We start from the raw sequence: 21,301 nt of genomic DNA, 5'->3' as shown, positions 1-21,301 counted from the left end.
GAGGGGCGTGGATCGACGGCGATCCGGCGCTCAGAGGGCGCTGCGCTCCAGCATGTCGTGCATGTACGCGCGGAAGCGGCGGAGGGTGGGGGGGTGATCCGCGAAGCGGCGGATCCCCTCCTCGTCGACGACGCCCACGTGGACGAACCCGTTGACGATCCAGATGATGTTCCAGAGGCCGAGTTCGAGGTCGTAGTCGGCGCGGACCGCGCCCCGGAACATCTCGACCACGGCGGCGATCAACGGCCGGTACAGCTGCTCGACGTCCTGCACGTCGGCCGCGTCGTTGAGCCAGCGGTGCACCCACAGGGCCCGCAGCTGCGGATGGGCCACCGAGTAGTCCAGGTAGCTGTCGACCAGCGCCACCAGACCCGATATGTCGGGCGGGACGCGCGCCATCACGCCCCTCATGTGCGCGGCCTCGGCGTTGGCGTACCGGGTCATCACCTCCAGGTAGACATGCCGCTTGTCCTGCGCCAGGCGGCTGACCCTCTGCGCGCTCATCCCGGCGACCTCGCCGATCATCTGCAGCGAGGTCCCGTCGTATCCGAGCTGCACGAAGAGCCTTCCCGCCGCCTCGACGACCAGCTCGTATTCCTCTGCGTCCTCCTGGGCAGCCACAGTCCCTCCCCGGAAACGCGCTCTCTCCCCATCGTTCCCCGACTCGTCCGGGGCATCCGGCGGGGCGGCCCGGAATGACCCCGCATTTACCGACCGTCACCGGCGCAGCGCTCGCATCGGAGGTTCCTGGGGGTTCTCGCCTCGCCGCATTCGCCGCAGTGCGGGCAGTAGGCCACCGTGGTCCTGACCCAGCATTGGGCGCTGAGGGCCTCACTGCCGAATCTGTGGTCCATGGCGTCCCCGTCGGTTTCGGCGGTCGTCCCCTCGGCCCGGCCGTTGCCGTTCAGGACGGGGTAGCGGCGATCGCACGAACCGCACCGCCTCAGTTCCCAGGTCGCCTTGCAGACGTCGCACGTGCTGCGGAACGTGGACCCGTCCCGCGCCTGGAAGGTTCGCGCGGGGTCGCTTGAGGCGTTCCGGCACAGGGGGCACCGGACGAGTTCCGCCAGGCTCTCCGCGGCGGCCCTCACCTCGTCCCGCAACCGGTCGACCAGCTCGGCGTTGTCACCGCGTTGCATGAACTGGGCGGTCCGATGAGCGAGCGTCCCGATCCGGCGGAGCACCGCGGCGAGTTCGTGGGGGGCGGGCGGTCTCACGATGGTGAGGCCGTTCGCGGCGGCGGCGATCCAGTCCGCCCCTTCCGCGACGGCGTTCGCGTCGCGGCTCGGGCAGTCGATGCGGGCCGGGTACCTCTCGAACAGGTGCTGGGCGAGGGCCCAGCGCAGGCTGCGGGCCAGCCGGGTCACGCTGTCGATCTCCAACGGCGACACCGGGAGGAGCGCCGGCGCCCGGCCGCCGCCGGAGGGAGCGGGCGCCTCGCAGCCCTGGAACGTCCTGAGCCGGATGCGGAGGGGCAGCTTCTCCCGCTTCTCGCGCTGCCCCGGGTAGACGACCAGCGTGCGCGGGTCGGTCGCGGCCGCGGCGGCGAGCGCGTCGATCTCCTCGGCCGTCCGGCCCGGCTGCTCCGCGGCGACGAGGGCGTGCGCCACCGGAACCACGCGCAGGACGGCCTCCCCTCCGCAGTGCAGCACGAAGGTTCCCGTCCGCTCCCATCGAAGGCCGACGGCCTCCCGGTGCTCGGCGACGCATCGGACTTCTCCGCCGGGCTTGAACGGGCCTTCGGGAACCAGGTCCAACTGCGCCAGCGCATGCATGAGGAGCAGGCCGGTGTACAGGGTGAACGACTCGCACCACTCCTGGATCCGGTCGTTGGACGGCCCGGACGCCCCGTTCCCGCTCCTCTCGGCGACCCACGCCCGCCAGAGTTCCGCGGCCCGCCTGTACCTGTCGTCGTTCGTGAAGACGTTGGTGCTGCGCAGGACGGTGCCGACATCGGTGTGACGGTGGACCCCCGGCAGGATCGTCGGCCCGCGGAGTTCGACCAGTGCGTTGCGCAGCCTCTCCAGGTCCTCACGCAGCCGTCTGGCCCTGGTGCGCCGGGTGCTGCTCTCGACGAGCCCCTCGATGAGGAGGAACATGTACTGGCTCACCCGCCACGGGCGGCCGCTCGCGTCCTCCGCGTAGGTGCTCACGTCGTCGAGCATGGCCTCGATCTGTTCGACCTCGACCAGCCGTCCCTGCACGTGGTCCCAGAGATGGTCGACGAGCCTGGCGAGCACCCGGTTCTCGTAGAAGTCCAGATCGGTCTCGCGCGCGGGGTCGAGGAGGCGCGCCGGGCGGATGCCGTCGGGACGCAGCGCCGCCCAGTCCTCGCTGCGAGCGGTGAGCCGGGTGATGGCGGCGGGAGTGACGCGCCGTGCCCGCGAGGCCGGGACCAGCCGGTTCACCGCCCGCAGCCTGGCCACGGGCAGGTGGCACGCCGCGCGCAGGTGCGGGAGGCAGCGCTCGATCACCTCGTCGATCTCGCGGGGCCGCAGCCGCTCGTCCATGTCGGCCCCGCCCATCAGCGGAGTCTCCGACAGCCAGTCCTCAGCGGTGACGTCCCGCGCGACCAGCGAGTCGAGCCTCCTGCCGACGGCCGTGACGATGTACGTCGTGATGTCGTCGGGCATGGCGTGGTGCCCGAAGTCGCCCTCGTCGCGGTGGCGCCGCGTCTCGTCCCACAGCGTCCACGTCCCGTTCGCGGCGAGGTACCGGCCCGGGCGCACCGCCGTCGCGTTCAGGAAGAGGGGGCGGTCGCCGGGCGCGAAGAACAGCCTGCCGAGGGGCATGCGCCCGCCGGGCGGCCGCTCCACCTCGCGTCCCAGCAGCCGGTCCCAGATCCGCGCCGGCATGTCAGACGCCTCTCCGCAGGTGGATCTCCTCGTCGAGCCGTTCGAGCGACCTGGACGGCACGGTGCCGAACGGCTTCCAGAGCCCGGTCAGGTCGTCGCGGAGCGCCTGGATCAGGTCGAACGGGATCTCGAACCGGCCGCGGAGCTTGCGGAGGACGCGGGTCGCGAAGGCGTGGTCGGCCGCCAGCCCCTGGCTGCCGCCCGCCGCGCACACGACCGGGACGAAGGCCTCCAGGTACTTCGCGGTCCGGGACCCCGACGCGATCCGGAAGTCGCGGAAGAGGCGGTCCCGCAGCTCACCGTCCAGGAAGGCGGACACGCTCCGCGCGGCCTCCGCATGCGTCCGGCGGGCGCGCTCGAAGGCCGCTTCGAGCGCGCCGAGCGCCAGCGGAGCCGGCAGCGGCGGGACCGGCTCGGGCTCGAACGTCCGGGGACGGGCGGGCAGTTCCAGGACGTGCGACCGGTCGTAGGTCTTGTCGGCGAAGGCCACCGTCGTCTCGTCGTGGTTGGCCGTGCCGACGAACCACACGTTCGGCGGGATGACGAGCTTGCGGCCGTCCACCAGCCCGCGGGGGGCCGGCCGGACCTCGGTCGTCATCAGCTCCAGGCTGGGCGGGGCGCCGTTCGGCTTCCTCGTCTGCCCGATCTGGTACAGGACCTCGCTGAAGTACTGCTCCGGGTGCGACAGGTTCATCTCGTCCAGCACGACGAAGAACGGACGGTCCGCGTGCGCGGGGCTTCCTGCCTGGTAGAGCGCCTGGGTGAAGGGAGACTCATAGAACCTGCGCTCGAAGGCGTTGAAGTACCCGACGAGATCCTGCGGGGTTCGCCAGTCGGCGCTCACAGGGACGAGGGCGGTCTCCGCCTGGAGGGCCTTGGCGAAGACGATCGGAAGCTGCGTCTTGCCGATGCCGCTGATCCCCTGGAGGAGGTGCAGCCGCGACGCGGCCAGCCCGCCGAGGAAGAGGACCAGGTCCTCCTCGGCGTAGAACATGCGGTATTGCTGGGCGACGAAGTTCCGGAGCCAGTAGACGAAGTTGTCCAAGGGCGGGACGCGGCCCAGAAGGTCGTCGCGCTTCTCGTTGTACCGCGTGTCCATCGCGTGGCATTCGGGGAAGGGCGACTCGCCCTCCTTCCGGGCCGTCAGGCTCTGGATGTCCTGGTGCAGTTCCTGGACGCGGACGCGGTAGGCGTCGACCGACGCCTCCATGGCCTCCTTGGTGACCTTGAGCCGTTCGAGTTCCAGAGCGGTGATCTGATGGCCGGTGAGCTGCCGCTGCAACCGCTCGTTGTCGGCGATGAGGACCGCGCGCTCCTCGCGCCAGCCGCGCTCGGCCTCCTGGAGCCTGGCGAGCCGTTCCATCACGTCCTCGGGCACCTGGCGCTGGAGGCGGAGCTCGGCGTTCTGGGCGCGTAGCTCCTGAAGCTCCTTCAGCACCTCGTCGGGCGACCGGTGGCCGAAGGCCCGGTCGACGCGGTTCCGCTCGTCGCGCTCCTTCTCCATGTCGGCGGCGTGGTCCTGGAGCGCCCTGCAGCGCTGCTCCAGTTCCCTGGAGCGCAGCTCGGCCCGTTCCACGGCCGCGGCGACGGCGTGCTCCACGCGTTCGCTCAGCAGCGCACGCGCATCGGTCAGGTCCTCGTCGCGGGCGTTGAGCTCGACCTCGAACGCCCGGAGGCGCGCCCGTTCCTCGGTGAGCCTCTCCGTCCGCTCGGCCAGTTCCCGGCGTTGCGCCTCCAGTTCGGCGCCGAGCGCGGCGCGGGTGCGGGCGTGTTCCTCCGCCAGCTCCCGCTGCCGGGCCTCGACCTCCCGCCGGGTGCCCTCCAGCGCCTTCCTGGCTTCGGCGAGCGCGGTCTCCTTCGCGCGTTCCCGGGCGGCGACGAGCTTCCGCTCCTCGTCGATCAGCCGTTCCTCCCGCTCGTCGAGTTCGCCGCTCCGTTTCTGGACGAGGTCACGTCGCGCCTTCAGATCCCGGGCGTCCTCGTCGAGGGCCGCGAGCCGCTCGGCCACCTCCTCGGTCTGGCGATCAAGGGCCTGCCGCGTTTCGGTCACGCGCTCGGCGGCCTGCGTGAACAGGGCCACGGCCTCGGCCGCTTCCTGCCATCGGGCGGCGACGGCCTTGTCGTCCACCCCGCCGGCCGGAGGTTCGGCGGGCGCGGGCAGGGACTCCTCACCTCCGGCGGCGGCCACCGCTTCGGTGCGGCGCGCTTCGACCTCCTCCTCGATCGCCTTCTGGTTCACCGGCCTGGCGGCGGCGGAGGGCCTGGTCCGGCGCTGGGGCGTCTGCCGACGCGCCTGGGCGGGGCGCTTCTTGGCCATCGTGGACTACTCGTCCTTCCTGGGGGCGGAACGGATGCGTCGTTACTGCAGGGCGATGAGTTCTGGGACGGCGAGGGCGGCGAGTTCGCGGCACCACTTCGCGTCCTGCACGGCGGAGGGGTCGCGTCCTCCGTGCGAGACGCGGTTGCGCATGGCGCCGAGCGCGGCGAGGGCACTGAGCAGGTCGGGGCGCCGCGCCGCCAGCCGGTGCAGGGGATGCTCGGCGTTCCTGTGCGCCGCCACGAGGGCCAGGGCGCCGACCTCCTTCAAGGTCACGTTCTTGCCGGCCTCCACGTCCCTGGCGGCCTTGCAGAGATCCTGGACGAAGAGCTGGGGAACGGCCTGGAACCCGACGCCGTGTGCGGCCTCCTCGACGGCGGCCCGTCTGAGCGCCTGGGTCGACGAGACGGCCCGGACGGAGCCGGCCGGCACGGGATAGCCGCGCGCCAGGCGGCGGAAGAGTTCCTCGTACAGGCGGTGCGTCGCGTGCACGACGCGCTCCAGCGCTCCGGCCTGGTCGCCCAGCATGACGGCGAGGTCCACGTCGGTCATGAGGTCCAGCGCGTCCTCGTCGCCGCGGACGTCCGCGCCGAACTCGGCGACGAGCACGGATTCGACGTGGGCGCGCGCGGTCGCCTCCGCCCGGCGGTAGGTGCGCTCGGCGTTCTCCGCCCTGGTCCGGGCCACGCCGCGGATCCGCTCCGCGAGCGCGCCGCCGTCATGCAGGCGCCGCTCCAGCAGTTCGCCGAACATGGCGCTGGTCCCGACGCCGAAGGGGTCGTGCGCGACCAGCTCCCCGCCTCCGCCGACCACGGCGAAGCCGACGACCAGGACGGGCTCGGGGGCGTCGATGAAGGCGATCCGGCTCAGGTCCGGGGGCCGGCCCTCGTCCGGCCCCGGGCGGGCGCCCGGCTGCGCCGCGGGCGCCAGGCCCTGGACGCGTTCGAACTCGCGCACCCGCTGGGCCTCCCGCGCGTCCCGGTCCAGCCGGGCGACCTCGACGACCTGTTCGGGGCCGGGCCGGCCGGGGACGGCGGCCCCCGGCGCCGCGTCGGCGACGTCGACGATCGCGGCCTCGATCGGGTCCGGGTGTCCCGTGGTGCCGAGCTGGAGCCCGGCCCTGCCCGGCGCCCGCCAGGTGACGTGCGCGTCGACGAGCCGCTCGGCGGTGCGGGGCCACAGATCCCCGCCGGCCTCGGGCGACTGGAAGACGTAGCGCACCGACCAGGACGTCTCCTCGGCGACGCTGCCCGTGCGGAGCGCCCGCCTCCCCTCCTCGGTCAGCTCCCCCTGCCGGTCGAGCAGCCCCTGGCGGACGGCCTGGTCGATGATGTGCGCGCACAGCCGCACATGCAGGTTGATCCGGGCGGCGATCAGGTCGGGTTCGCGGACGCCGGCGTGGCAGAGCCCCAGCACGACGCGTTCGAACAGGTCGAGCCCCCTGCGGGGCAGGATCGGGGCGGTCACGCGGTGCGCCCACGCCGGGAAGGCGACGCAGATCCGCTCGTCGCGCCTCGGCGGCGCCGGGCACAGCTGGACGATCCTCGCGCTACGGGGAAAGGACGGCGCCATGGCCACCTCCCGACCGGCACAGCCGGAGGAACTCGGTCAGCGGCTCCACCTGCGCGGGAGCCGCGGCCCCTTCGAACATCGCCGAGTCGCCCACGGTCACGAGCAGGCGCTTCTGCCGGCTCATGGCCACGCACAGCCGGTTGCGCAGGGTGAGGTGGCCGTAGCGGCGCCGCACCCAGCGGTCGTGGGCCGCCGTGCCCGCGTCCGGCGGGTCGGCCGGAGGCGACGACCTCGTCGTGGACAGGAACACCACATCGAACTCCTTGCCCTGGAAGGCGTCGACGCTCCCGACGTGCAGGCGGTCCAGGCGGCGGCCGCCCGCGTCGTACTGGAGGCCCTTGGTCGGCTCGTAGCCCTGGTCGGTGCGGCGGGCGAGTTCGCGCGCCGCCAGCTCCCGCCAGATCTCGTCCACCTGGTCGGAGTAGAACGAGATGACGCCGAAGGTGAGGTCCGGAGCCGCGGGCAGCAGCCTCTCCAGCTGGTCGGCGACGGCGCGCGCCTCCGCCCGCCGCCGCTTGCTGCGCTTGCCGGATTCGGCGCCCCGGGAGTTCGGGACGTCGATCCACGCCGCGTGCACGCCCTCGTAGCCGGGCAGGGCATGCGCGAACTCCGCGTCCGGACGCGGAGATTCGAGGATGCCGCCGTAGAAGCAGCGGCTGACGAACTCCCCGAGCGTCCGGTGCATCCGGAACTGGGCGTTGAGGGTGACGACCCGGTCCACCGGGGCGCCGGGAGCCCCCAGGTTCTCGAACAGGCGCTGGAACAGGCTCTCGCGCAGCCTTCCCCGCGCGCCCGCGTCGAGCCGCTCCACCTGCCGCTCGACCTCCGGCTCCAGCATGTGCGGGAGCTGGTTGTGGTCGCCGACGAGGACGATGCGCCGCCCCGCGTGGATCAGCGGGATCATGAGGTCGAGCGGGTTGGCGCGGGCCGCCTCGTCGATGATCACGGTGTCGAAGACGACGTCCTCGATCCGCGCCTCCTGCTTGGCCCCCGCGACCGTCGGGGACGCGGCCTGCTGGCAGGTGGCCGCGTAGGAGGCGGTGTAGGCGCGCAGCGTCCACTCGACGGCGGCCGGGTCGCCCCGCAGCCCTTCGAGATAGTCCAGCATGGCGAGCTGGGGACCGCTCTCGCCGGAGTCGCGCACCCGCTCTTCGAGGTCTTCGGCGATCTCGGCGAGCAGGTCCTCCACCTCGGGGTCGGCGGCGGCGGGGGCCAGGGGCCCGCTCGCCGGCCGGAGCGCCTCCAGCAGCCGGTCCCGCGCCTCCGCGAGCTCGGCCAGGAACGGGACGGGCTCGTCGACGTCCCAGGAGGCCGCCCTGGCCAGCAGGTCCAGGTCGGCCGCGCGCTCGGCGTCCCGCCCGTCCAGCGCGCGGACCCGACGCAGCGCCTTCGCCGCCGCCGCGGGTCCGTCGTCGGCGAACGACTCGGCGAGCGTCCGCACGCCGCGCAGCGCCCGGATCGTCAGCTCGCGGTCGTCGTCGAGGTCGAACGGGACGGGCCGGGACGCGGTCCGCGCCCGCAGCCGCGTGCGGTGCAACCGGTCGGCGAGGTCGGCCGGGAGGAGGTCGCCCGCGAGCTCCTCGATCTCTTCGAGCAGGCGCGCGGTCTCCTCCGGCGGGGTCGGCGTGAGCAGGTAGGCGGCCGCGCGGGCGGTCACCGTCCGCAGCAGGCCGAGCGCCCGCCCGAAGGAGTCGGCGTTGATCTCCTCGGTGAGCCAGTCGACCGTCTCCTGGAGCCACCGGTCCGTCTGGACGGTCGTGCCGCGGCCGGCGCGGTCCACCTTGTTGGCCGGGAGGCCGAACACCCGCGAGCGCTCCACCAGTTCGTCCACCGCGGCGTGCTGGAAGCTGGTGAGCAGGATGCTGCCGCGCAGCCGCGCGTAGCCGCGCCCCTCCTCGGCGAGGCGCGTCTGCAGGGCGGTGATCACCTGGGTCTTGCCCGTGCCCGGCGGGCCCTGGATCACCGCGATGTCGGGCGTGTTCAGCGCCACCTCCAGCGCCCGCTCCTGCATCGGGGTGGGCTCGCCGCCCCGGAAGCAGTCGCGGACCGCGTCGGAGATCGGCCTGGTCCTCCTCCCGGGGGGATCCGCGCTGACCGTCTTGCCCTCGAACAGCGCCAGCAGGTTCGGGATCCTCGTCCCGTCCGCGAGGATCCGGTCGAAGGCGTCCTTGCGCCTCTGCATCTGGCGCCGGTCGCCGCGGAACGAGCGGTAGAGGAACCCCTGGGGCGGAGGGGCGACCGTCCGGTCCCGTCCCACTCCGGAGACGCGCCGCCGTCCGAGGTCCACGAGCCTCAGGTCGATCGTGCCCGCCGCGACGTCGGCCGCGACGACGGTTCCGCTGACCACGTCCCTGCCGAGCCGGTCGCCGATCAGCGCCCATGCCGAGTCGTCCTCCTCGTCCGCCGCCGCCAGGGCGGCGGGGAGGGTCTGCGCGGCCTCCAGCTCCAGGGCCTCGCGCGCGTCGAGGGCGCGCCGGGCGCGTTCCGCCAGCGTCAGCTCCTGGTCGTCGACGTGGGACGACCCGTCGAGCCGGAACCGGTACACGCCGTCGCCGAGCGGTTCGCGCCCGGTGTAGCGCCCGAACCCGATGTCGCGCACCTGCCGGCGGACGAAGCGGGTTTCGAGCCGGTTGTACTCGTGCCACATGGCGAGGAAGCCCTGACCGGTGGCCAGCCGGTTGAGCTGGTGCTTCATCTCGGCGCGCAGCTCGCTCGCCCGCGAGACGTCGGTGAACGCCAGGCGGCACTCGGTCAGCCGCAACCGCCCCTGCCCGTCCTCGCCGCCGGTGCGCCGCAGGCGATGCAGCACCAGCCGGTCGCCCTCCGTCCGGACGTCCCCGGTCACGCCCCGCCCGTGGATCCGGTAGCCGGCCGGCGCGCTCGGGTCGCTCAGGCCGATGGACACGACCAGGCGATGGGGCGCCTCCGGCCCCGCGCCCGCCCTCGGGGGGATCAGCAGGCGCTCGGCGAGCCACCGGATGATCTCGTCCGGCCTGTCCCTGAGCTTCCTGTCCCACTTGCCGACCGTGTCCATGACGCGGTCGCCCACACCGACGGACTGCGGTTCCAGCGGATCCGCCTGCTCGTAGGTGTAGAGGTCCAGGCCGATCCGGAGTCGGCGCCGCTGCCCCTCGTCCTCCACCTTGCGCGTCGACAGGACCGCGATCCGGGCCCGGTTCGAGATGGCCCGCGCCAGGCGTTCGCGGTCCTGCTCCCCCGCGGGTCTGACCCCGCCTCGGACGGTCCCGTCGACGCCGGCGACCACCTGGCCGCTCGGCAGCTTGGCCAGGGTCACCTCGTGCCAGCCGTCGCCGAGATTCCGGAGAGCGTCGGGGGCTCCGTCCCAGAGCAGCCAGACGAAGTCCGAACGTCCGGGCAGGGGGTCGTTGACGGCGCCGGCCGCTCCCCTGGGCGCGGGCGCACGGCCGCCGCGGCCCGGCGCGCTCATGCCCGGCCCGTTCCGAGCAGGCGGAACCGCAGCACCCGGTGGAGCTGCGACCGGTGCCCGAAGTGGACGCTCCACTCGGGAACCTCCTCGTACACCGGAACCGTCAGCTCGCCGCCCGGCTCCACGACGCGCGGCGAACCGCCGGTGCGGCGGCTGAGCCACAGCGGTTCGCGGCCCCTGTTCCGCACGGCCAGCCTGCTGCCCGGCTCCCACCACAGCCAGGCGACGGGACGGTCCTGGTCGGCGTCGGGCGCCAGCTGCGCGGTGCGCGCGGTCACGCACAGCCATTCGCGCGGCGGAACCGCGAGGCCGTCGCGGGGCGCGGTGTACGTCTCCTCGCCGGGGACGGCGAGGTGCATCAGGCCCATCAGCTGGCGGGGCGTTCCGGCTCCGCACCACGGGCAGGCGGCGGCTCCGACGATGAACGTCTGCGGGCAGTGCGCGCACGTGAGCGTGAGGTCCGCGGCGGTCTGGAGCTTCGTGCGCCATTCGGCGACCGTCGCGCGCTCGGCCGGACGCGACCGCCCGGCGCCGAAGGTCCGCTCCGCCAGCGCCAGGAGGCCGGGGGTGAGGACGGCCCGCCTCGGCAGCCCGTAGCTCGACCGGTTGCGGTCGTCGCCCGGATCGTCGATCCAGGGCAGCTCGCCCGCGAACGCCCGCTCCTCGTCCTCGGGCGCGCCGTCCTGGACGTCGTCGCCGAGGAACGGGTGCACGAGCGCGAGCAGCTCGAAGGCGATGACCGCGAACGCGTGGGCGTCGCTGAGGCTGGAGATGCCCATGCGGCCCGCGACCACCTCGGGCGCGCCGTACCCGGGCGTCGTGAACGACTCGTCGGGGACGACCGACTCGACCTCCAGGTTGTCGGCGTCCACCAGCCAGACCTGGGAGTGCTCGGCGGACGCCGAGGCCATCATGTTCCCGGGAGAGGGGTCGCCGTAGACGATGCCCCGGGCGTGCAGCGCCGCCAGGACGTCCGCGGCCCTCGCCAGCAGCCGGAGCCGGCGCCGCAGCCCGCCCGTCTCCCCGTACCAGTCCACGAGGTCCGTGCGCGGCGGCGGATGGGCGAGGACGCGCAGAGCGGTCATGTCGCCGAGCAGTTCCATCGTGTAGCCCACGTCCGGCTCCGCGAGCATGGCCAGCGGACGGGATATGGCGAGCCCGTCGAGGTCGAGCCGTTTCACGGTCCGGAGCCGCTGCCGCAGCCGCTCCGCGGCCCGCCGCGTCCGGACGCGGAGCACCTTGACGGCGACACGGTCGCCGGCCGCCCAGACCTCGCCCTGCCCACCGGTTCCCAGTAGGCGGGTCAGCTGGAGCGGACGTCCGTGCTCGTCCTTCACCACGCGCATTTCGCCGACGTCTCCGTCCGTCTCAGCCCAGCAGGTCCTCAAGCTCGTCGAAGGACATATGCGACGTGTCGTTCGGGCGGTCGCTGCGCGCTCTCGCGGTGACGCTCATGGTCACCCAGGAGAAGTACCGGGACAGCAGGTGCGCCTCGTCGGCGCGGACGGGCTGGATGACGGGATCGTCGATGAAGGCCCGCAGGACGTCGAAGGCCTCCTCGTCCATGTCCTGGCCGACGCCGACGGCCAGCCGCACGGCCTTGCCCCCGCGCGGCGAGGCCAGCAGACGCTCCAGCGCGTCCCGCCAGTCGTCGTTCGGCAGTCCGTCGGACACCAGGACCAGGGTCGGCGTGAAGGCCCGCCGGGAGATGACGTTCTCGTCCGCCAGGAGCCCGTTCACCAGGTCGAGGGCCTCGCCCAGCGGTGTGCGCCCGCGGGGCAGCATGTCCTCCCAGACGACCTCGGCGGCCGGGGCCGGGGGCTGGTGCAGCGCCGCGCCCCCGCCTCCGAAGGTCACCACGCCCACCGTGATCTCACCGCGGACGGTGTCCTCGTCGGCGAACGACCTGATCATCGTGGCGATGCTGCGGTTGAGCACGTCGATCTTCCCCGCCTCCGCCATGCTCCCGCTGACGTCGGCGAGGACGAGCACGGGCAGGGGACGGGGCGGGGGCGCGGACGGCCGGGCCATGAGGGGGTCGGGCATGGCGGTTCCCTTCTGGTGTCCGGAGAGCGAAACATTCCAGAATGGGAGGCACCACACCTTCCGTCAAGGTCTTTCCGGAAAAGGGTTAACTACAGCCATTAATCGGTCCGACCATAATCCGCTCCAGGACTATACGGACAAAAACGCCCAATCGGCGTGCACTCGGCCGATCGCCTTGTGCACGCCGATGAGGACCGCCCGGACATCGCGGTTCTGGTCGCGGCGCTACCGGGTGCGGACGGGCAGGCGGCCCGCGACGAGCGGGACGACGATCGCCGCGGCCACGAGGTGCGCGGCGATCAGGGTGAGCCTCGTCGCGACCGTCGCCGAGACGAGCAGGTCGGGCACGACCGACAGCGCGGTGAGGACGGCGGTGGTCGCGAGGAACGCGCGCCTGGGAGCGGCCGCCCACCGGCGCAGCGCCACGGCCAGCAGCACGCCGATCGCACTGAACAGCAGCGTGAGCTGGGTGAAGCCGAGCAGCGGGATCGGCTCTCCGGCGATCTCCAGGGACACTCCCGCGCTCCGGGCGACGGCGGCGACGGCGGTGGTGGCCGCGGCGGCGGCGACGCAGGCGATCAGGGCGGTGCGCCACATCGGGACGGCGCGGGGAGCGGTCGTGGCGGCGGTCGCCGGGGCCGGGACGGTGCCGGGGCCGCTGGCGGTGACGTTGCTCGTCATGGTCGGGCCTGACGGCGGCGGGAGAGCCGCCCGACCTGAGCGGGGTGCCCGGCGACTGGCGGGCCAGGCTGGAGGAGTTCGTCCGGCGGCTCGCCGAGGTCTGGCGGCGGCACCCCTGGCTGCCCGCCGTCACCGTGGGCACCCGCGTCATGGGCCCCCGCGAGGCCGGGTGGACCGAGAGCGCGATGGCCGCGCTGGCCGGAACGGGCCTCACCGGCGACGAGCGCATGGCGGCCGCGTTCCTGCTCTTCGGGCACATCCGCACCACCCACTCGATGGCCACGGCCGGCACCCAGGCCTGGTCGGGCGGCAGCGAGACGGCCGAGCTGATCCGCGGGCGGGCGGACCTGTTCCCCGAGCTCAGCAAGGCGTTGAGCGGCCCCACTCCGGTCCTGGACGACAACGCCCGCGCCTTCGGCCTGGCCCGCCTCCTCGACGGGCTGGCCGCCCTCATCGAGGAGCGGTCATGACCGCGGAAAGGCTGGCCGCGGACTACCTCGCCGCCCTGGAGCGCGGCGACCTGGAGGGCGTCCTCGCGCTCTTCCACCCCGAGGCGGTCGTCCACTCCCCGCTGTACGGGCCGCTGCCCGCCGCGGAGTTCTACCCGAGGCTGCTGGCCGACACCGGCCGCTCCGAACTCCGCCTCCGCGGCGTCACCCGGGGCGAGCGTCTCGTCGGCGTCTGGTTCCGCTTCGACTGGACGCTGTCCTCGGGCGCCGAGGCCGGCTTCGAGTGCGTGGACATGCTGGAGCTCGACGGCGACGGCCTGATCACGGCGCTGCGCATCTTCTACGACACCGCGCCCACCCGCGCCGCGTTCGAACGCGCGACGGGCGGTTCCTGGCGCCGCGAGCCCTGACCCGGCGCTGCGCCCTGGGCCGGCAGGGGCCGATGTTTCGCGTCGGCGGGCAGAGGGATGAGTCCTTTCTCCAGAGGTGGGGAGGCTTGGATGGCGCGGATCGATCGGATCGCCGAGCCATGGGGGACGAGGACGCCCTACGGCCCCGGCGAGGACTGGCCCGTCAGGGTGGACTCCTTCCTGGAGGAGGGCGTCTCGGCCCAGGACGTGGACCGGTGGGTGCCGACCGCGTCGATCCTGCATTCCAACGGCGACGGGATGGACATCGCGGTCAGGAACGGCCGGATGGTCGGTGTCCGCGGCGCGGCCCGAGACAGGATCAACCGGGGACGCCTCGACCCCAAGGATCTGTACGGCTGGCAGTCGGGTTCCTCGCCGGACCGGTTGACCCGTCCGCTGGTCCGCCGGGACGGCGGGCTCGTGGAGACCGACTGGGACACCGCGATGGACGCGGTCGTCCGCCGGAGCCGGGAACTGCTGGATGAGCAGGGCAGCAGCGCGTTCGGCTTCTACACCAGCGGGCAGCTCTTCCTGGAGGAGTACTACACGCTGGCGACCCTCGCCCGCGCCGGGATCGGCACCAACCACCTGGACGGCAACACCCGCCTGTGCACCGCGACGGCGGCCGCGGCGCTGAAGGAGTCGTTCGGGTGCGACGGGCAGCCCGGGACGTACGCCGACATCGACCACGCCGACGTCATCGCACTGTTCGGGCACAACGTGGCCGAGACGCAGACCGTGCTGTGGATGCGGATGCTCGACCGGCTGGCCGGTCCGAACCCGCCGCAGGTGATCTGCGTGGATCCCCGGACGACGCCGGTGGCGCGCGCGGCGGCCGTGCACCTGGCGCCGCGTCCGGGCACGAACGTGGCGCTGATGAACGGCCTGCTGCACGAGATCATCGCGGCGGGCAAGGTCGATCGCGACTACGTCGACGCCCACACGGTCGGGTACGAGGAACTGGAGCAGCGCGTCAAGGAGTATCCGCCCGCCCGTGTCGCGGAGGTCTGCGACGTGCCCGAGGAGCGGATCCGCCGGGCCGCGGGGCTGCTCGGCGACGCCGGACGGCTGGTGTCGACCGTCCTGCAGGGCTTCTACCAGTCGCACCAGGCCACCGCCGCCGCCGTGCAGGTCAACAACCTGCACCTGATCCGGGGGATGCTCGGCCGCCCCGGCTGCGGGGTCCTGCAGATGAACGGGCAGCCCACCGCCCAGAACACCCGCGAATGCGGCGCCGACGGAGACCTCCCGGGCTTCCGGAACTGGGCCAACGACGACCACGTCGCCGACCTGGCCCGGATCTGGAACGTCGAGCCCGAGCGCATCCCGCACTACGCGCCCCCGACCCACGCCATGCAGATCTTCCGGTTCGCCGAGCAGGGGTCGATCCGCTTCCTGTGGGTCAGCGGGACGAACCCCGCCGTGTCGATGCCGGACCTGGCGAGGATCCGGACCATCCTGGCGCAGGAGCGGCTGTTCCTGGTGGTGCAGGACATCTTCCCGACCGAGACCACCGAGCTGGCCGACGTGGTCCTGCCGGCGGCGACCTGGGGCGAGAAGACCGGCACCTTCACCAACGCCGACCGGACCGTCCACCTCTCGGAGAAGGCCGTCGAGCCGCCCGGCGAGGCGCGCCCCGACCTGGAGATCTTCCTGGACTACGCCGCACGGATGGGCTTCACCGGCAGGGACGGCACTCCCCTCGTCGGATGGACCGGCCCGGAGTCGGCGTTCCGCGCCTGGCAGGAGTGCAGCCGCGGACGCCCCTGCGACTACACCGGCCTCAGCTACGAGAGGCTCCGCGCCGCGGGCGGCGTCCAATGGCCCTGCGACCGGGAGCATCCCGACGGCACCGAACGCCTGTACTCCGACGGCCGTTTCTGGTCCGCGCCCGAGTACTGCGAGAGCTTCGGCCGCGACCTGGTCACCGGCACCCCCGTCGAGGAGGCGGAGTACCGGTCCCTCGACCCGTCCGGCAAGGCCCTCATCAAGTCGGCCGGCTACCTGCCGCCGCACGAGGCGCCGGACGAGCTCCGCCCCTTCCACCTGATCAACGGCCGCACCGTCCACCACTTCCACACCCGGACCAAGACCGCCCGCGCACCGCAGCTGCGGGACGCCGCCCCGGACGTGTGGGTGGAGATGAGCGCCGCCGACGCCGAGGCCCACGACATGCGGGAGGGCGACCTCGCCGAGATCTCCAGCCCGCGCGGCGTCGTGCACGCCAAGGTCCGCGTCACCGGCATACGCTCCGGCGTCCTGTTCCTGCCGTTCCACTACGGCTACTGGGACCTGCCGGACGGCGCCGGCAGGACGCGCGCGGCCAACGAACTGACGATCACCGACTGGGACCCCGCCTCCAAGCAGCCGCTGTTCAAGACCGGCGTGGCCACCCTCCGGCTGCTGGAGCGCGGCGGTGGACCCGCCTCCGCCGATCGGGCCTCCGGGGCCGGACCGGCCCGGAGCCGGACCGCGATGACCGACGAGGAAACGCGATGAACGGGATCGGCCTCGCCCTGCGGGGGCTGCACCACGGCGAACGCGGTCTCGCCCAGGATCTGCTGCGCGTCTCCGAACGCCACGCCGGCGAGCACGAGATCCACCACGTGGCCCGGGACCTGTCCGCCTGGTCCCAGCGGCACCTGCGCGAACTCGCCGAGATCGGCGGCCGGTACGGCGCCCGCCTGGGCGCCGCGCACGCCCTGGAGACCGGGCTGGCCGCGAAATTCCGGGGGAAGGGAAGCGAACTGGTCAAGCACCGCGGCCCGCCCGGCATGCTGCTCCTGCACGACCTGCGGCACATCCACGTCCAGGCCGCCGGAGTCTCCCTCGACTGGGAGATGATCGCGCAGGCCGCCCGGGGCAGCCGCGACACCGCGCTCCTGCGGCTGGCCCGGCGCTGCCACCCCGACACCCTCCGGCAGATGCGCTGGGCCAACGCCCACCTCAAGCAGCTCAGCGCCCAGGTGCTGAACAGCTGAACCCGCCCTCCGGCTCGCCGGAGGGCGACCGGACAACCGGTCGGCGGCGCGCCACAACCGTCGGTTGTGCGGCCCTAGGGTGATCTCGTGGACACCGAGGCGCTGCGATCGTTCGTCCGGGCGGCCGAGCTCGGGCAGCTGGGGCATGCGGCCGACGAGCTGGGCGTGACGCAGCAGGGCGTCTCCAAGCGGATCGCCGCCCTGGAACGCGAGCTGGAGGTCAGGCTGTTCACGCGGACCGCCCGGGGAGTCGAGCTGACGCTCGACGGCCAGGCGTTCCTCCCCCACGCGCGGAGCGTCGTCGCGGGCGTCGACCGCGCCGTCGCCGCGGTCAGGCCGGGTTCCCGGGCCCTGCGGATCGACGTCCTCGGCTTCCGCAGCGCCCAGGCCGTCGTCCTCCACGAGTACTGGCGGTCGCGCCCCGGGACCGACCTCGACCTGGTGACCCTCAGGGTCGACGACCCGCGCGCGGCGGTCGCCGCCGTCGAGGCGGGCGACGTCGACGCCTCGTTCCGTACCGTCACCGACCCGGCCGTCCTGCCTTCCGGCGTGCGGATGGTGCGCGCGTTCGACTCCCCGCTGGAACTCCTCGTCGGCCCGAGGCATCCGCTCGCCTCCGCGCGAAAGCTGACGCCGCCGGGGTTGCGCGGGCACCGGATCTGGGTGCCGGGCATCACGCCGCGGAGCGAGTGGGGAGAGTTCTACGATCAGCTCGCCACCGAGTTCGACCTGCGCATCGACGCGGCGGGCCCGCATTTCGGAGACGACGTGCTCCTCGACGTCCTCGCCGACTCCGCGGAGGTGGCCACCCTCGTCGGGGCACGCGACCGGTACGTCTGGCCCGCGACCCACGACCTGCGCCGCGTCCCCATCGTGGATCCGGTCCTCGCGTACCCGCTCTCGCTGATGCTGCCGAGCAGCAGTCCCCATCCGGGACTCCGCGCGATCACTGCTTACCTCGCAAGCCTGCCGAGGCTTCCTGAGACGGCCTGGCTCCCGTCCTGGGCGCGCACGCGCGCCTGACGAAGGCCGCCCGACCGGATCGACCCGTCCACCGTTCCACCAGAAAGGATCGAGGCATGCCCGGCGACCGTCTCATGCGCATCCACAGCGCCGAGTTCCAGTCCATGGCCGAGAGGGTCCTGCGGACCACCGAGCTCACCTCGCGCCTGAACGTCCTGCCCTTCGAGGACGAGGCGGGCAAGGCCGAGCTGTTCGAGCAGATCTTCGGCAGGCCGCTGCCGGCGAGGGTGACGATCTATCCGCCCTTCTACACCGACCACGGGCTCCGGCTGGACCTCGCGGAGCGCGTGTTCATCAACCAGAACTGCACGTTCCTGGACTACGCCGGCATCCGGCTCGGCGAGCGCGTGATGATCGGGCCGAAGGCCACGTTCATCACCGTCGGCCACCCGGTCGACCCCGGGGAGCGGCGGGAGTGGCTGACCGGCGGGCCCATCGACGTGGCCGAGAACGTGTGGATCGGCGCCGGCGCCACGATCCTGCCGGGCGTCAGCATCGGCCGCGACTCCGTGGTCGCCGCCGGCGCGGTGGTGGCCGGCGACGTTCCGCCCGCGACCCTGGTGACCGGCGGGAAGGCGGCCGTGAACCGGCGGTGGTGACGGCTTCCGCGTCGGGCGGTACGCCGGGTGGGGCCCGCCGTCTTCTGCTACAAGTGTAGTAGCAAGCGGCCGGCGGTGCGGCCGCCTGGATGACGACAGGAGAGAGGGCCCCATGGTCTTCAAGCAACTGCTCGGCGCCTTCGGTGTGGGCGGACCGTCGGTCGAGACGGTTCTCGCCGCCTCCCATGCCCGCCCGGGAGACCACCTGACCGGCGAGGTACGGGTGCGGGGCGGAGACCGCGACGTGCACGTCCACCAGGTGGCGCTGAGCCTGGTCACCAGAGCCGAGTACGAGCACGGCGACCACGAGGGGGCCGGGAGCAGGGAGTTCTACCGGGGAGCGATCACGGGCGGCTTCTCTCTGGGCGCCGGGCAGTTCCACACGATCCCCTTCCAGATGCCGCTTCCCTGGGAACTGCCGCTGACCGAGGTCTACGGGCAGCACCTGCACGGCATGGCCATGGGCGTCCGCACCGAACTCGAAGTCGCCGGCGCCGTGGACGCCGGCGACCTCGACCCGGTCTCGGTGAGCCCGCTGCCGTCCCAGCAGCGCGTTCTGGACGCCTTCGGGACGTTGGGATTCATGTTCAAGAGCGCCGACGTGGAAGAGGGGTACATCGCGGGCGTCCACCAGGAGCTGCCGTTCTACCAGGAGATCGAGTTCTTCGCGCCGCCCCAGTACGACGGCCGGATCAGCGAGGTCGAGCTCACCTTCGTGTCCGATCCGCACGGGCTCGTGGTGGTCCTGGAGGCCGACCGGCGCGGGAACGTCTTCTCCGAGGGCGACGACGTCTTCGGCCGCTTCCACGTCTCCCACGAACAGGCGCTCCACATGGCGTGGGAGCACGAGGTGGAGGGCTGGCTGCGGGCCGTCGCCGGGCACCACGAACCGCACGGGCACCATTCCGGAGGCCGCGGCGGGCCGGGCTGGGGCGGGGTCGCGGCCGGAGCGGCCGGGGGCCTGGCCGCCGGGTTCGTGGCGGGCGCCGTCGTCGGCGAGATGCTGGACGACGACGAGGAGAAGGAGGACGAGCCGTCGGTGGGCGACGCCTTCTCCGACGTGAGCGGACAGGCCGTTCAGGACGCCTACCAGGCCGCGGCCTACGAGCAGGCGTACGAGGACGCCTACGACGACGCCATGGAGACCTTCGAGGACGAAGGGTAGGGGGCGGCCAGCCAGATCCGGCCGAGGCAGGCCAGGAACGCGCCGAGCGCCCAGCCCGCGACGGCGTCCGTCGGCCAGTGGTAGCCGAGCGCGACGACGGCGACCGCGACGGCCGCCGCCGCGGTGTGGGCGGCGGCCGTCCAGGCGCGGGAGGCGCCGGTCACCGCCGCCGCGAACAGCAGGCACGCGGCCGCGTTGGCGGCGTGCCCCGACGGGTAGGACAGGAAGCCGTCGGCGAACAGGGCGTCTCGCCCGGTCCGCGGCGGCGTGCGGGCCAGAGCGATCTGCGACCCGCGCACCAGGAGTTCGCTGGCCACCAGCCAGACCCCGGCCTTGACCAGGAGCGCCTTGCTGCGCCGCCGCCGGGCGGCCAGGAGGGACGCGAGCGCGGCGAACGAGCCGACGAGCCAGTACTGGCCGCCGTTCACGACCGTCCGCCACCCCAGGTGCCAGGCGCCGCTGCGCGCCGGCAGGCCGTCGGCGAACACCCGGCCGTCGAGGTGCCGCAGGGGCCCGCCGAGCAGGACGTCCGCGGTCACCGCCGCCGCCACCGCGGCGGTGACCGCGGCGAGCGCGTAGGGCGGCCTTGCTACTACATTTGTAGCAGGACGGCTAGGGTCGGGAGAGACGGCCGACGAGCGGAGGATGACAATGCCTTTCTGGGACAAGCTGCGCGACTCCACACAGAGCATGCAGACGCAGCTGCTCAGTAAGAAGAACGAACTGAAGAGCGGAGCGTTCCGTGACGCGAGCATGGCGATGTGCGCACTGGTCGCGGCGGCCGACGGGAGCGTGGACCCGTCCGAACGGCAGCGGACCGCGTCCCTGATCGCCTCCAACGAGGTGCTGCAGAACTTCCCCGCCGACGATCTGCAGCGGCGGTTCAACGACTACGTGTCCAAGCTGACCGCCGACTTCGACTTCGGGAAGGTCTCGGTCCTGCAGGACATCGGCAAGACGAAGAAGAAGCCCGCCGAGGCGCGCGCCGTCATCCAGATCGGCATCGTGATCGGCGGCGCGGACGGGCACTTCGACGACGCCGAGAAGGCCGTCGTCCGCGAGGCGTGCTACGCCGTCGGCCTCGACCCCGCCGAGTTCGAGCTCTGACCGGCGGCGCGTCGCGTCACCGGAACGCCAGCACCGGCCCGAGGACCGTCCCGAGGATCTGGTCGAGCTGGAGGGTCGCGGCGGTCAGCGATCCGGTGACGACGCCGTTGCCCATGAACAGCAGCGGGCCGGTGACCGCGTTCTTCGCCGGGGGCGTGCCCAGCAGCGCCTCGACGCGCTCGACGACCTCGGACTCGGCGAACGCGCTCACCGGCCCCGGGTCCCGCGGCTGCGCGAGGGCGACCTTGGCGATCGTCCGGGCGACGGCGGCGCGGTCGCCGGTCGCCTCCGCGGCGTCCTCGTCGGCCCAGCGCTCGGTCGCCAGCCGCAGCCGGTCGGCCAGGGACCGCAGCGGCGGCAGGACGGCCGAGGCGAGCGCGCCGGCGGCGAGGTAGCGGTGGTGCCCGTGCCTGAGATGGGACGTCTCGTGCTGGAAGACGACGTGGAGCTCCTCGGACGTCAGGTCGCGCAGCAGGCCCCGGGAGACCAGGACCCCGCCGTGCCGGCCGGGGACCGCGACGGCGATCGGGACGTCGGTGTCGAGGGGCGCGCGGGGGGGCGCCCCCGCGCCGCCGACCACCGCCCGCCGGCGGGGCGGGGGCGGGGGCGCGGCCGGGCCGCCCGCCGGCCCCCCGCCCGCCGCCCGGC

18 protein-coding genes are annotated in these 21,301 nt (G+C 73.2%); 8 read left to right on the top strand and 10 right to left on the bottom strand.

The window, feature by feature from the left end:
- Positions 1-30: 30 nt before the first annotated feature.
- The 8 genes from AB0C87_RS42100 to AB0C87_RS42065 form a co-directional block, all read right to left on the bottom strand.
- Positions 31-621, bottom strand: a complete 591-nt coding sequence (locus tag AB0C87_RS42100; RefSeq protein WP_353833858.1) for a TetR/AcrR family transcriptional regulator — start codon at positions 619-621, stop codon at positions 31-33.
- Positions 622-707: 86 nt separating this feature from the next.
- Positions 708-2,855 carry a hypothetical protein gene (locus tag AB0C87_RS42095; protein WP_360582164.1) on the bottom strand — a complete coding sequence of 716 codons (2,148 nt, stop codon included), beginning with the start codon at positions 2,853-2,855 and terminating at the stop codon, positions 708-710.
- 1 nt (position 2,856) lies between these two features.
- Positions 2,857-5,172: an AAA family ATPase gene (locus AB0C87_RS42090; protein WP_353833856.1), complete on the bottom strand. Its 2,316-nt coding sequence runs from the start codon at positions 5,170-5,172 to the stop codon at positions 2,857-2,859.
- A gap of 42 nt (positions 5,173-5,214) precedes the next feature.
- Positions 5,215-6,744 (bottom strand): hypothetical protein, encoded by a 1,530-nt coding sequence (locus AB0C87_RS42085; protein ID WP_353833855.1) that lies wholly within the window; start codon positions 6,742-6,744, stop codon positions 5,215-5,217.
- Positions 6,722-10,192 (bottom strand): AAA domain-containing protein, encoded by a 3,471-nt coding sequence (locus tag AB0C87_RS42080; protein WP_360582161.1) that lies wholly within the window; start codon positions 10,190-10,192, stop codon positions 6,722-6,724. The genes AB0C87_RS42085 and AB0C87_RS42080 overlap by 23 nt, the downstream gene beginning before the upstream one ends.
- Entirely contained in the window at positions 10,189-11,538 is a 1,350-nt protein-coding gene (locus AB0C87_RS42075; protein ID WP_360582159.1) for a hypothetical protein, read from the bottom strand. The genes AB0C87_RS42080 and AB0C87_RS42075 overlap by 4 nt, the downstream gene beginning before the upstream one ends.
- A gap of 22 nt (positions 11,539-11,560) precedes the next feature.
- Entirely contained in the window at positions 11,561-12,238 is a 678-nt protein-coding gene (locus AB0C87_RS42070; protein WP_345172540.1) for a VWA domain-containing protein, read from the bottom strand.
- A 225-nt stretch (positions 12,239-12,463) separates the two neighbouring features.
- Positions 12,464-12,919 (bottom strand): DUF6069 family protein, encoded by a 456-nt coding sequence (locus tag AB0C87_RS42065; protein WP_360582157.1) that lies wholly within the window; start codon positions 12,917-12,919, stop codon positions 12,464-12,466.
- 44 nt (positions 12,920-12,963) lie between these two features.
- On the opposite strand from AB0C87_RS42065, the gene AB0C87_RS42060 reads away from it, so the two are divergent.
- The 7 genes from AB0C87_RS42060 (at position 12,964) to AB0C87_RS42030 (ending at position 19,546) form a co-directional block, all read left to right on the top strand.
- Positions 12,964-13,389: a TetR/AcrR family transcriptional regulator C-terminal domain-containing protein gene (locus AB0C87_RS42060; protein WP_345172536.1), complete on the top strand. Its 426-nt coding sequence runs from the start codon at positions 12,964-12,966 to the stop codon at positions 13,387-13,389.
- Entirely contained in the window at positions 13,386-13,778 is a 393-nt protein-coding gene (locus tag AB0C87_RS42055; protein WP_345172534.1) for a nuclear transport factor 2 family protein, read from the top strand. The genes AB0C87_RS42060 and AB0C87_RS42055 overlap by 4 nt, the downstream gene beginning before the upstream one ends.
- Positions 13,779-13,868: 90 nt before the next feature.
- Positions 13,869-16,277 carry a nitrate reductase gene (locus AB0C87_RS42050; RefSeq protein WP_360582155.1) on the top strand — a complete coding sequence of 803 codons (2,409 nt, stop codon included), beginning with the start codon at positions 13,869-13,871 and terminating at the stop codon, positions 16,275-16,277.
- Positions 16,274-16,759 carry a hypothetical protein gene (locus tag AB0C87_RS42045; protein WP_353833850.1) on the top strand — a complete coding sequence of 162 codons (486 nt, stop codon included), beginning with the start codon at positions 16,274-16,276 and terminating at the stop codon, positions 16,757-16,759. Before AB0C87_RS42050 ends, AB0C87_RS42045 begins: the two co-directional genes overlap by 4 nt.
- Positions 16,760-16,846: 87 nt before the next feature.
- Positions 16,847-17,782, top strand: a complete 936-nt coding sequence (locus AB0C87_RS42040; RefSeq protein ID WP_360582153.1) for a LysR family transcriptional regulator — start codon at positions 16,847-16,849, stop codon at positions 17,780-17,782.
- A 56-nt stretch (positions 17,783-17,838) separates the two neighbouring features.
- On the top strand, positions 17,839-18,381 hold the full coding sequence (locus AB0C87_RS42035; RefSeq protein ID WP_360582151.1) for a DapH/DapD/GlmU-related protein: 543 nt from the start codon (positions 17,839-17,841) through the stop codon (positions 18,379-18,381).
- 112 nt (positions 18,382-18,493) lie between these two features.
- Complete coding sequence (locus tag AB0C87_RS42030) at positions 18,494-19,546, top strand: sporulation protein (protein ID WP_345172523.1); 1,053 nt, start codon at positions 18,494-18,496, stop codon at positions 19,544-19,546.
- Here the strand turns inward: AB0C87_RS42030 and AB0C87_RS42025 are convergent.
- Entirely contained in the window at positions 19,507-20,085 is a 579-nt protein-coding gene (locus tag AB0C87_RS42025) for a phosphatase PAP2 family protein (protein WP_345172521.1), read from the bottom strand. The two genes, AB0C87_RS42030 and AB0C87_RS42025, sit on opposite strands and share 40 nt — an antisense overlap.
- Positions 20,086-20,197: 112 nt before the next feature.
- On the opposite strand from AB0C87_RS42025, the gene AB0C87_RS42020 reads away from it, so the two are divergent.
- Entirely contained in the window at positions 20,198-20,653 is a 456-nt protein-coding gene (locus AB0C87_RS42020; protein WP_345173115.1) for a TerB family tellurite resistance protein, read from the top strand.
- Between the two features lie 16 nt (positions 20,654-20,669).
- On the opposite strand, the gene AB0C87_RS42015 is transcribed toward AB0C87_RS42020, so the two are convergent.
- The coding region (locus AB0C87_RS42015) for a M56 family metallopeptidase (RefSeq protein WP_360582149.1) at positions 20,670-21,301 on the bottom strand (632 nt) is incomplete at its 5' end.

Source organism: Actinomadura sp. NPDC048021 (assembly GCF_040653135.1).
Classification (GTDB): domain Bacteria; phylum Actinomycetota; class Actinomycetes; order Streptosporangiales; family Streptosporangiaceae; genus Spirillospora; species Spirillospora verrucosospora.
This window is presented reverse-complemented; position numbering and strand designations above follow the sequence as displayed.

Coding starts and splice junctions, on each gene's coding strand:
- AB0C87_RS42095 (WP_360582164.1), bottom strand. CDS start 2,855: ATGCCGGCGCGGATCTGGGACCGGCTGCTGGGACGCGAGGTGGAGCGG.
- AB0C87_RS42090 (WP_353833856.1), bottom strand. CDS start 5,172: ATGGCCAAGAAGCGCCCCGCCCAGGCGCGTCGGCAGACGCCCCAGCGC.
- AB0C87_RS42085 (WP_353833855.1), bottom strand. CDS start 6,744: ATGGCGCCGTCCTTTCCCCGTAGCGCGAGGATCGTCCAGCTGTGCCCG.
- AB0C87_RS42080 (WP_360582161.1), bottom strand. CDS start 10,192: ATGAGCGCGCCGGGCCGCGGCGGCCGTGCGCCCGCGCCCAGGGGAGCG.
- AB0C87_RS42075 (WP_360582159.1), bottom strand. CDS start 11,538: ATGCGCGTGGTGAAGGACGAGCACGGACGTCCGCTCCAGCTGACCCGC.
- AB0C87_RS42070 (WP_345172540.1), bottom strand. CDS start 12,238: ATGCCCGACCCCCTCATGGCCCGGCCGTCCGCGCCCCCGCCCCGTCCC.
- AB0C87_RS42065 (WP_360582157.1), bottom strand. CDS start 12,919: ATGACGAGCAACGTCACCGCCAGCGGCCCCGGCACCGTCCCGGCCCCG.
- AB0C87_RS42055 (WP_345172534.1), top strand. CDS start 13,386: ATGACCGCGGAAAGGCTGGCCGCGGACTACCTCGCCGCCCTGGAGCGC.
- AB0C87_RS42050 (WP_360582155.1), top strand. CDS start 13,869: ATGGCGCGGATCGATCGGATCGCCGAGCCATGGGGGACGAGGACGCCC.
- AB0C87_RS42045 (WP_353833850.1), top strand. CDS start 16,274: ATGAACGGGATCGGCCTCGCCCTGCGGGGGCTGCACCACGGCGAACGC.
- AB0C87_RS42035 (WP_360582151.1), top strand. CDS start 17,839: ATGCCCGGCGACCGTCTCATGCGCATCCACAGCGCCGAGTTCCAGTCC.
- AB0C87_RS42030 (WP_345172523.1), top strand. CDS start 18,494: ATGGTCTTCAAGCAACTGCTCGGCGCCTTCGGTGTGGGCGGACCGTCG.
- AB0C87_RS42020 (WP_345173115.1), top strand. CDS start 20,198: ATGCCTTTCTGGGACAAGCTGCGCGACTCCACACAGAGCATGCAGACG.